Origin of the sequence: Westiellopsis prolifica IICB1 (assembly GCF_004323185.1) — a bacterium.
GTDB classification, from domain to species: domain Bacteria; phylum Cyanobacteriota; class Cyanobacteriia; order Cyanobacteriales; family Nostocaceae; genus Pelatocladus; species Pelatocladus prolificus_A.
Genome location: NZ_NAPS01000003.1, coordinates 196,074 through 208,784, shown reverse-complemented (window position 1 = coordinate 208,784; position 12,711 = coordinate 196,074). Strand labels below are relative to the sequence as shown.

At 44.4% G+C, this 12,711-nt stretch carries 2 protein-coding genes; both read right to left on the bottom strand.

The annotated features are described in order from the left end of the window. Position 1: 1 nt before the first annotated feature. On the bottom strand, positions 2–4,768 hold the full coding sequence (locus tag B4U84_RS26430) for a type I polyketide synthase (RefSeq protein ID WP_131121158.1): 4,767 nt from the start codon (positions 4,766–4,768) through the stop codon (positions 2–4). A 16-nt stretch (positions 4,769–4,784) separates the two neighbouring features. Then, entirely contained in the window at positions 4,785–12,443 is a 7,659-nt protein-coding gene (locus B4U84_RS26425) for a type I polyketide synthase (RefSeq protein ID WP_131121157.1), read from the bottom strand. Positions 12,444–12,711 lie beyond the last annotated feature (268 nt).

Here is a 12,711-nt window from a genome sequence, read left to right as displayed (position 1 = left end):
TCTAGCTCCGTTTTAGGGATTTCAACTTTTTGGCAAGTAAATCAGCAAGTTCTTCCTGAGATTTTGCTTCCAAATTCTCCAAAGTGGTAGCTTTTCGGATTTTCTTTTGAGACGCCACAACAGATTCATCTAAAATCTCAGAAAATACATTCTCAGATAAATAATTTACTAAGGCTTCAACTGTTGGGTAGTCAAAAACCAGAGTTGGGTAGAGAGAATGTCCGATATCAGTTTGAATACAGTTTCTTAACTCCACCGCAATCAGAGAATCCATCCCTAGATCGAAAAATGATTTCTGCAAATCCAAAGGCTGAGATTGATTGAAGCCTAAAATGTTTGCGACTTGGAAGCAAATATAAGACACTAAGTGTTCGCGACGCTTACTAAGAGGAATTTCCTGTAACCGCAGAGGAAAATTCTGTTGCTCAGAAGGCGTTATTTTTTGCTGTAAGCTGGCTGTGAAATCAGTATAAAATTGCTGATTTCTTGACTTTTCCTCGAACTGCAACCAATCAACAGAGGCGACTCCAACTTGTGCAGCAGATTGCGACAGCAACAACTCTAGCACATCTAATACCTTTTGCGGCTCGATTGTGCCGATTCCCTTCATCCTTGCTTGCCCACTTATGTGACGCTTGGCAAAGAGTCCTACTTGTGAGACTGCTCCCCAGTTAATACTGAGTCCTGGTAGCCCTTGCCCTTGACGATAATGAGCTAGTGCATCCAGAAAAGCGTTTGCAGCAGCGTAGTTAGATTGACCGGGAGAGCCTAGTAAAGATGCAACAGACGAAAACAACACAAAGAAGTCTAGAGGCTGATGTAAAGTCAGAGTATGCAAATTCCAAGCTCCTTGCACCTTAGGTGCCATCACCTTTTCCAGACGTTCCCACGATTGCTGTAAAACAATTCCATCATCTAACACAGCAGCACCATGAATTATACCTCGTAACGGTGGCAATGCATTTTCTTCTATCTGTGAAAGTACTCGCGCGAGTTGCTCAGTTTGTGCAACATCAGCTTCAGCCACGAGTACTTTTGCTCCAGCTTGTTGTAGTTCCTGTAACTGTGCATTGACATGAGGTGAAGGCTGGCTACGTCCTACTAAGACTAATTGCCTTGCTCCATGTTCTACCATCCAATCAGCGACGAGCAAACCGAGTTCACCTAACCCGCCAGTAATTAAATAAGTTCCATCTTGGCTAAACTTTAGCCTGCCTGCATACACTGTTCGTGAGATTGGCTCAAAACGCTTTAACCTAGCCACATACCGATTCTGCCCTCGGAAAGCAACTTCATATTCTTTGCTAGAACTAGACCAAATCTCTGTCCATAAAGCTTCCACTTGCCTCGTCATTACCTCTGAATCTAAATCCACTCGCACACAGTTAAGTTCTGGATGTTCTTTAGTAATGACTTTGCTCATACCCCACACTGGCGATTGTACTAGTCCTGCAAGTGAGGGTTGAGTAACCGATACTGCTCCCTGAGTCACTAACCAAAGTTTAGGAAGTTGTGCTTCTCTTGTTCGTAGTAACGCTTGAACTAAGTGTAATACGCTGCCATAACTATGCTCTTTAACAAGATTGTCATCGGGACAAATCAACTGCGTTTGTGTCTGCTGTATATCCAAGCTCCATAAGTGTACGACTCCATGTAAAGGAGTTTTTTGGCTATGCACAGCTAAGAGTAGTTTTTGCCAATCGTCAGGCGCAGCAGGGTTAATGTAGAATTTTTTTTCTACCTGTTGATACTCCTGAGCCGCAAAGACAATGCTACACTTGTGACCAGAAGCCTGTAGCTTTGTGACCAGTTGCTGACCGATACCCTGCTTATCTGCTAAAATTAGCCATTGTGTTGCTGCTTTGTTTGGCTCTATCTCCCACTCTTGGGATTCTAAACCCTCCCCATTAACTTTTATACCTGACTGAACTACCAATTCAGGTTGAGACAGCTCTTGAATTTGCCACTGGACTTGATAAAGCCAAGAGTGTAGTAAATCCTGAGTACTAGTCAACTGTGATTGATGTCGGGCTTTGGTTTCAATCCAATAAGACTGTCTTTGCCAGGGATAGGTAGGCAATGGCAAACGACGACGAGGATAATCCCGGTCAAAACCAGACCAATCAACAGCAACTCCGCGTACATATAATTGTCCTAAACTCTCTAACATCTGCTGCCAATCGGGTGTGCCAAAACGCAAACAAGGTAGCCAGACTCCCACATCTTCAGGCAAACATTGTCTTGCCATTGTCAGTAATACAGGCTTAGGTCCACACTCAACAAAGACTTCATACCCTAGCTGATGCAGTGTTTGCATACTAGTAGCAAATTGTACTGGCAGCAAAATATGCTTCAACCAGTACTCTGGAGTTGCGATCTCTTGTGTGGCAAGTTGACCTGTGAGATTAGAGATTAAATCTATGCCTGGGCGAGAGAATTTGACCTGTCGCAGAACTTGCTCAAATTCCTCAAGCATAGGTGTCATCAAAGGAGAGTGGAAGCCATGGGACACTTTGAGTCTGGTTGTCTTTATCCCTTGGGCAGCCAATGCTGTTGCGAGTGTTTGTACAGCTTGAATTTCACCAGAAATGACTRCATTTGTGGGAGTGTTGATCGCGGCGTAGGCCACCTTATGCTTATATGGTGCGAGCGCAGCTTCGACTTGAGCCAGATCTGCCATAATTGCGACCATGGCACCATTTTCTGGTAGTGCTTGCATCAATCGCCCTCGTGCGGCAATTAATTTCAACCCATCTTCTAAGCTAAACACTCCTGCGACAGTTGCTGCTACATACTCGCCCAGACTATGACCCATCACACAGTTTGGCTGTATTCCCCAAGAAGTCAACAATTGAAACAGGGCATATTCTAGAGCAAATAAAGCGCTTTGTGTATAAACGGTTTGATCTATAGGAGAGCTTTGTTCTGGGTTCGGATACAGTACCGAGAGTAAAGGCTTTTGCACATAGGGGCGCAGAATTTCATCACATTGGTCAATCGCGGCACGGAAAGTTGGTTGAGTGTTGTAGAGTTCTTTTCCCATCCCTACGTACTGTGACCCTTGACCTGTAAATAAAAATGCTATTCTAGGTTGCGTAACGCTAAGAACTTGTCCTTGAAAAACTCCTGTGGCTTCTTGTTCAGCTAGGATAGCAGGTATTTTTTGGCTCAGATGATACGATGATTCGGCTACTATACTTAAACGATGCTGGAAGTGTAATCGACTTGTGTTAGCAGTAAAGCATATATCTTCAATGGCTAAAGCTGGATTGGTCGTTAAATGGTTTTCGTACCGCTCTAACAACTGCTTCAAGGCTGCTTCAGTTTTACCAGATAGGGTCAGCAAATGTAAAGGGCGTTCCACTGACACCTGTACTGGTTCGGATACGGGTGCTTCTTCTACTATTATATGAGCGTTAGTACCGCTAAAGCCAAAGGAACTAACCCCCGCAATCCGCCGTTTTTCTCCAAAAGCCCAAGGCATCCGCCTCACTGGAACCATCACAGGCAGATCATCCCAAGGAATATGAGGGCTAGGCTGTTGGAAATGCAAGTGAGGGGGAATCTCTTGATGTTGTAAAGAAAGTACCACCTTAATTAAACCAGCAATGCCAGCGCTTCCTTCAAGATGACCAATATTTGTCTTCACCGAACCAATCACGAGCGGATGACCTTGAGGGCGATTCTGGCCAAATGCGGCTCCCAAAGTTTCTACTTCAATAGGGTCTCCTAAGGATGTTCCTGTACCATGAGCTTCTACGTAACTCACTTGAGTTGGCTCTACACCTGCATTCTCTAAAGCTTGGCAAATCACAAGTTTTTGAGACAGACCATTAGGGACTGTCAAACCACTCGTATGACCATCTTGATTAACCGCTGAACCGCGAATCAGAGCCAAGATATTGTCCCCATCTGCAACTGCATCTGATAAACGTTTGAGGACGATAACGCCGCATCCCTCTGCACGTACAAAACCGTTTGCTGAGGCATCAAAAGTCTTACAACGACCATCCGGAGACAACATCCGAGCTTTGGCAAAATTAATACTAAGTTCCGGTGATAGAATCCGGTTCACACCTCCAGCTAGGGCTAAATCACTTTCTCCATTGCGTAGGCTTTGGCAGGCTAAATGAACTGTGACTAGCGAGGAAGAGCAAGCTGTGTCTACTGCTAAACTTGGTCCTTGCAGACCTAAAAAGTAAGACAAGCGACCTGCTGCCACACTATGGGAATTACCTGTAGCTAGGTAAGCATCAATATCTGTCGGTCCTCTGTCTGTTAAGAGTTGGAAATAGTCATGACTACAGATGCCAATAAACACGCCTGTTTTACTACCAGCCAACTTCTGGAACATCATACCTGAGTTTTCAATTGCCTCCCAGCTCACCTCTAGCAGCAAGCGTTGTTGTGGGTCAAGACTGACAGCTTCTCGAGGAGAGATACCAAAAAATTGAGGGTCAAAGTCATGTAAATGATTAACAAAACCACCAGAGCGGATGTGCATTTTCCCAAGAGCCTCTGGGTTTGGGTCGTAGTAAGCATCAACATCCCATCGGTCTTTGGGTATGTCCGTGATGGCATCTACCCCATCACGCAATAACTGCCAGAATGCTTCTGGATTGTCTGCCCCTCCAGGGAATCGACAACCAATACCAATAATAGCAATTGGTTCTGCATTTATGAATTTAAGCTTAGGCCGCATTTGCTGTGCGAGCAACGCAAGCTTGAGCGGTGATACCTCAGAAATGTTTTGCCATACATTACTCATAAATCTTCCTTGCTATCTAACTCTCTAACCGCTTTGTTAGCAGCATTTTCTTGACATCGTTTTCTGACATCTGAGAAACTTGCGTCAAAAGTGTGTTTAGCTCTTCATCTTGGGGCAATTGTGCCTTTTGAGAACTTTCAAAACTTTCAAAACTTTCAGACGAGCTGGAGAACGATAGCACTTTTTGGGCAAGGTAATCAACAAGTGTTTCCACAGTTGGATAGTTAAAGGCCAAAGTTGAAGGTAAAGAGCATTTTAAACTGGTTTGTAGCAAGTTTCTCAACTCAACCGATGTCAACGAATCCATTCCCATGTTGAAGAACCCTTGCTGTGAGTCTATTGGATCAGAGGGATTTAAACCCAGAATTTTTGCTACCTGAGAGCAAACATGAGCCTTCAAGTAAGCTCGACGCTCTTTAACAGGAGCAACATTTAATTGCTGGAGAAATTGAGAATCTTGTTCCAATAGCTGGACAGATTTTAGTTGGAAATTAGTTAAGAAGGGCCAAGCAGCAAATTGTCCCGAAAACTGCGACCAGTTGATAGGTACTACCCCAACCTGAACAGTAGAATATTGGAGCAATTGTTCCAATACTTCTAAGACCTGGGGTGGTTTGATAGTTCCAATTCCCTGCACCTTCATCCGCTCATCAGCTTTGCGCTGTGCAGCAGCTCCTATCTGTGCCACAATGCCCCAGTTTATGCTTAATCCTGGCAATCCTTGCGCTACACGGTAGTGGGCTAATGTATCCAGAAAAGCATTTGCTGCAGCATGGTTAGCTTGACCAGGAGAACCTAATAAAGAAGCAACGGACGAAAAAAGTACAAAGAAATCTATGGGTAAATTCTGAGTTAAAGTGTGAAGATTCCAAGCGCCTTTTATCTTAGGCGCTGTCACGCGTGCAAAGCGTTCTTGAGTGAGTTGTACTAGGACACCGTCATCTAGAGTTCCTGCTGCATGGATGACACCTCTCAACGGCGGTAGCGATCGCTGAATATCTACTAAAACTTGAGCAAGTTGCTCAGATTTTGACACATCTGCCTTTGCTACCACAACCTTAGCATTTGTCTGCTCTAACTCCTCTATCTGTTTCCTAATAGCAGCGTCCGCATCCCGGCGGCTGACTAATACTAAGTGTTGTGCCCCACGTTCTATCATCCAACGAGCCACCAACAAACCTAGACCTCCCAATCCACCAGTGATCAGATAGGCACCATCTTCACGGAAGGTCATTGGCTTTATTGCTGCTGATCCAACCCTTGTTTCCGGCTGTATGACAACAATCTTACCAACATGTTTGGCTTGTTGCATGTAGCGGAAAGCACTAATTACATCTTGAATAGGAAATACTTTTTGTGGTAGGGGTTTGAGAATACCTTCACAAAACTGCTGCATCAAATCGCGCAGCATCGATTGGATTAAGTCCGGTTGCTGCTGACAAATCTGCACCAAATCCACCAGAAAATACGATATATCAGCTTTCAACTGAGCAACCTGGTTTAAATCCCAAACACCGCTTTTACCAATTTCTACAAAGCAGCCTTTAGCCTTTAAAACAGACAGGCTCTTAGGAATGAATTCTCCTGCAAGACTGTTGATGACAACATCGACTCCCTGTCCCTTAGTCACTGCCATCACTTCTTCGGCAAAGTCTAGGGTTCGAGAGTTCATAATTTGTTTGACTCCCAAAGCTTTCAGAGATTCCCACTTACTAGGACTAGCTGTTGCCAAAACTGTAGCTCCAGCTTGTTGAGCTAGTTGGACTGCTGCCATCCCAGTTCCTCCAGCAGCAGCATGGATCAATACTTGTTTTCCGGCAGATATCTTAGCAACATGGTGCAAAACGTAGTGAGCAGTCAAGAAATTAACCGGGATAGTTGCTGCCGCTTCAAAACTAATATTCTCTGGTTTAGGTGTCACCATAGCGGCATTAACTGTAACATACTGACTAAAGCTGTCAGGAGCTATGGCTACAACCGCATCTCCGATTTCAAAGCCTTCTACTTCTTCCCCAATAGCTACCACAACGCCTGCACATTCACCACCAAACCAACCTCTTTCAAAAGGAAGCATATTTAATGCATCCAAAACATCCAGAAAATTTAGCCCTGTAGCTCGTACCCGGATTTCTACTTCACCAATACTGGGTTGACGGCGTTTCGTTGGTTGTAGTCTCAAGTTTTCTAAAGTTCCTCTAGAGGAAATCTCTAGTCGAAATGGCTGATGATCAGTAACATCGCATTTCTGTTGAACTACAAAATCATGAGTAGGGCTAAAGTGTACCAGTCTTGCTACCCGACGAATCTGGTCTCGGAAAGCAACTTGGTCTTCTGGAGTTCTTGACCAGATTTCCTCGAATAGAGCTTTAGCCTCATCGGCTCGAACATCAAGATCCAAATCCACTCGCACACAATTGAGTTCTGGGTGCTCTAAAGCGATAACTTTCCCCATTCCCCACAAGGGGGATTGAACCATCCCTGAAATATGAGGTTTTAACCCCACTGCAACTGCACCGCGGGTGACTATGTATAAGGAAGGAGGTTTAGAAAACCCTGCCTTAACTATAGACTGAACTAAGTGCAATGTAGTATTGCAGACTTTCTGTGAGGCTGCCTCTATATTTTCATCTTCTCCCGTATCCAAGCTCCATAGATGCACTACCCCACACAGAGGAAGTTGATTAGTTTTCAAGGATTCGGCAAACAGCCTTTCAAAATGACCTGAGTTGGTTGGATCTATCTGAAACTCTTGCTCCCCTATCTGCTTGTAATCCTTGCCAGGAAAGACAAGGGTACAAACTTCTGCTTTAGACTGCAAGATAACTTCCAACTGCCGACCAGTTCCTTGACTATCAGCTAAAATTAGCCAGTTACCAGCCTGAGAACTCGGTACCTCTAGTTTAGCCTCAGCAGCTTGTGCCACAATCACAGCCTGCTGTGCTAACATTGTTGTGCTTCCTGACAAAGAAGAAAGTGCAACTGTTTGTTCAAAGTTATTTTTCTGTAACAGTTCCTGCCATTGGTACACTGACATTAATGGATAGTCAGGGCGTAAATCTTTGTCAGTAAACCGCCACCAACCTTCCGTTAATCCAAAGGTGAGATCCATCCAGCGCTGACGCCCTGTTCCTTCCAGTAAGACCAGCATTCCCCCTGGGGCTAGCAACTGGTAGATGTGTTGCAATGTCTGGCTCAAGTTTTTAGTAGTATGTAGCACATTTGCCGCCACAATCACATTATACTGATGGACTCCAAATCCCTGTTCTTGAGGGACTTGTTCAATGTCTAAGAGTTGATAGCGTACAAAAGGGTAATTCTGAAACTTCTCTTGCGCTTTGGTGAGGAACAAAGACGATACATCAGTAAATGTATATTCGGTCTGATTGACTGGCAGTTGTGGCAGAAGATAGGAGGTTGTACCTCCAGTACCAGCACCGATTTCCAAAATTCGCACTCCGCATCTTTGGGGTAGATTCTCCAGAGCTAATGAAACTGCTCTTTGCACTAGAGTATTAATCACCTGAGATCCTGGAGAATCCTGATAGAGCTTGGTCGCTGTTGTTAAATCTCCTTCAGGAAATATTAACTGTAGTGGGTCAAGCTCTCCCCGCAGGATTTGTGCCAGTTTTGCTCCACAACGAGCCAACAGAGATAATTCCGCTTCAGCGGCTGAAGACTGGGCTAGGAGTATGTTCATTTGCTCTTGTGGGTTTAGGATTTTAGGGACTCGAGTCACTTCCCACTCTTGATCAATTTGCTGGAGTATTCCTTCTTCGAGCAACATCTCCAGCAGACGAGCAAACAAGCGATGATGTTGGCTAACCACGCGTAATTGTGTGGTCATAGCTGCTGTTGCAAAACGCTGTTTAGGTTGGAACTTCCATCCTAATTCTTGGAAAGCATTTACCACATAAGCAATACTTAAAGTTTCTAGTTGATGCAATCCAGCTTCATAAAATTTTATACTGGGCTGACCCAACAATTTTGATACTTCAGGTGCAAGGCTGTGACAGATTTGTGCAGGAGCCGTTAGGTAATCTTGTAGCAATTGCGGACCCCATAATGTCTGCGGTTGCCACTGGATTTGATAAAGCCAAGATTGTAGTAAATCCTGAGAACTAGTCAGCATATTAGGGCTAGCTCTTTGTAGCCGCAGCTTTTCTACAGTGGCAATCAGTTGTCCTTCTGTTGTCAACAGACGTACTGTGGCAGTTAATGTTTGCTCAGAATCATTAACCTGAACATAACTCCATAATTGACTAGGTAGTCTTTGGTAAAGGTGTAACCGCTCTAAACCCACAGGCACAAAAGCCTCTAGTTGTCCGTGACCACTCCAAGCTGCTCCCACCGCCTGAAAGCTCGCATCGAGAAGCACTGGGTGTAGATGGTAGGCTTGTGCTTCACCCATTAATGCCTGTGGCAAACGTAACTGTGCTAGGGCTTCTTTGGTTTGTGGGTGAGACCATAGTTGTTCTATGGCTTGGCAAAAACTCCCATATTCTAGACCACACGCTTGCAATTGTTGATAGTACTCACTGACAGATATTTCGACTTGGCAACGCGATCGCAATGCAGTTAAATCTACTGATGGTAGCTCGTCTTGTGTTGCCTGTTGTACCTCTCCTGCGGCATGTAGTACCCAAGTTGGCTCTTCGCTTTGAGGCTGTAGATTGAGGCTAAAGATTTCAAATTGATATCCCCCTTGCTTTTGGCGTGTTAAACTCAACTGTAGTGTTTTTTGTGTGTTGTCCTCCAAGTGCAATGCTTGTGGTATTGACACATCCGTTAGCACTAGGTCGTCTGATTTGAATACCCTGCTACCCGCTGCTAAAGCCATTTCCATATACCCAGCACCAGGAACAATAACCTGCTGGTATACGCAATGGTGTTCGAGATAAGCAGGTGCATCAGGGCAAATTTGGGCTTGGAAGCGAATTTTCTGAGCATCTGCTAAAAATAACTTTTGACCAAGCAATGGGTGAGTGTTCTGGTTGGTAGCAGTTTCGTTCCAAAGCAATTGTGTTTTCTGATTAGCGGCATTAGTTGTCTTAATCCAATAAGACTGTCTTTGCCAGGGATAGGTAGGCAATGGCAAACGACGACGGGGATAATCCCGGTCAAAACCAGACCAATCAACAGCAACTCCGCGTACATATAATTGTCCTAAACTCTCTAACATCTGCTGCCAATCGGGTGTGCCAAAACGCAAACAAGGTAGCCAGACTCCCACATCTTCAGGCAAACATTGTCTTGCCATTGTCAGTAATACAGGCTTAGGTCCACACTCAACAAAGACTTCATACCCTAGCTGATGCAGTGTTTGCATACTAGTAGCAAATTGTACTGGCAGCAAAATATGCTTCAACCAGTACTCTGGAGTTGCGATCTCTTGTGTGGCAAGTTGACCTGTGAGATTAGAGATTAAATCTATGCCTGGGCGAGAGAATTTGACCTGTCGCAGAACTTGCTCAAATTCCTCAAGCATAGGTGTCATCAAAGGAGAGTGGAAGCCATGGGACACTTTGAGTCTGGTTGTCTTTATCCCTTGGGCAGCCAATGCTGTTGCGAGTGTTTGTACAGCTTGAATTTCACCAGAAATGACTACATTTGTGGGAGTGTTGATCGCGGCGTAGGCCACCTTATGCTTATATGGTGCGAGCGCAGCTTCGACTTGAGCCAGATCTGCCATAATTGCGACCATGGCACCATTTTCTGGTAGTGCTTGCATCAATCGCCCTCGTGCGGCAATTAATTTCAACCCATCTTCTAAGCTAAACACTCCTGCGACAGTTGCTGCTACATACTCGCCCAGACTATGACCCATCACACAGTTTGGCTGTATTCCCCAAGAAGTCAACAATTGAAACAGGGCATATTCTAGAGCAAATAAAGCGCTTTGTGTATAAACGGTTTGATCTATAGGAGAGCTTTGTTCTGGGTTCGGATACAGTACCGAGAGTAAAGGCTTTTGCACATAGGGGCGCAGAATTTCATCACATTGGTCAATCGCGGCACGGAAGGTTGGTTGAGTGTTGTAGAGTTCTTTTCCCATCCCTACGTACTGTGACCCTTGACCTGTAAATAAAAATGCTATTTTGAAGTTTTGTCCACTTTCTAATTTGTCACTTGCTGATTTGGCAGCCTTTTTTTCATTTTCAAAAGCTTCTAGTTGCTCGCGCAATCTTATAGTAGTATCAACTACTAAAGCAAGTCGGTATGCAAAATGTTTACGTCCCGTATTGCTTGTAAAGCAAATATCTGCCAGCAATGCTTCTGAGTGAGACTGCAAATAAGCTTGATAACGTTGTGTGAGTTCCAGTAGCGCTTTTTCACTTTTTCCTGATAGGGTAAAAATGTGCAGAGGACGTTTAAGTTCAGCAGTTACTATAGTAGGCGCAGGTGCTTCTTCCAAAACCACATGACAGTTGCTTCCACCAAAGCCAAACGAGCTTAGTCCAGCAAAGCGACGCTCTGTAGTAGACCAAGGCTGGCACTTCGTGGCAATGGAAAAGGTGGTTCCTTGTAGAGAAATATATGGATTTAACTGCTTCAGATGCAGATGGGGTGGTATCTTTCTATGTTGCATACATAATACCACCTTAATCAAGCCAGCAATTCCAGAAGCTGATTCTAAATGACCGATATTAGTCTTAACTGAGCCAAGCCAACAAGGTTGATCTGGACGACGATCCTGCATCAAAACTGTTTTTAAAGCTTTCACCTCTACAGGATCTCCTAGAGAAGTTCCTGTGCCATGAGTCTCAACATAACTAATTTGCGCTGGTGCCACTCTAGCATTTTCCAATGCTTGGCGAATAACAGCCATCTGAGAAAGCCCGTTAGGTGCAGTAAGCCCGTTGCTCAAGCCATCTTGGTTAACTGCTGAACCTCTAATGACGGCTTGAATATTGTCTCCATCTCTCAAGGCATCTGAAAGCCGCTTGAGAACTACAATTCCACATCCTTCTCCTCGTACATAACCGTCAGCACTAGCATCAAACGTTTTGCAACGACCGTCAGGTGCCATCATGCCTGCTTTCGAGAAAGTAACAGTTCTGTCTGGAGACAAAATTAAATTTACCCCTCCAGCTAATGCCAGATAAGACTCTCGATTCTGCAAACTCTGGCAAGCAAGATGCACTGTCACCAGTGATGCAGAACAAGCCGTATCTACTGCCATACTTGGTCCACGCAAGTCTAGTACGTATGATAAGCGATTAGCTGCTATGGAATGACTAATACCAGTACCACTGTACGCATTTAAATGAGTGCAATCTTGGTAGATCAGCCGATCATAGTCACTATTGCTAATTCCAATAAATACTCCAGTTTGACTACCAGCTAGCTGATTTGACATCAATCCAGCATTTTCTAAAGCTTCCCAAGCCACTTCTAACAATAACCTTTGCTGAGGGTCAAGGTGTTCTGTTTCGCGAGGAGAAATTCCAAAAAAACTCGGTTCAAATTGATCTACCTTTTCCAGAAAGCTACCCCAGCGAGTACTCATTTTTGCTGGTTTATTTGGGTTGGGATCGTAAAAGGCGTCAACGTTCCACCGTTCTGGCGGCACCTCAGCAATCATATCCCAACCCTCTTCTAATAAATTCCAAAAGGATTCTGGATTTATAGCTCCAGGAAAACGACAGCCAATACCAATGATTGCTATGGGTTCCATACTTAAGATTACTTTCTCCCTGTTATTTAGCCTTCTTTTAAGTTAGTGTTTTTCATCAAGAATTTATCAGGATTCGATAGTATCTACGCTCGAACTTTCTTTGAAATATATATGCATCAAAAAACACGCTATAGTCGAATTGCATATAGCCGTTTTAAGTCAGAAACCCCACACATAAATGCGAGGGCGCTCATAGCCCATCTGACCAGCTTTAGTCGCGAATAAATTCGCCTGCACCTTACCCCCATGCATAAATGCAGGGGTCTCC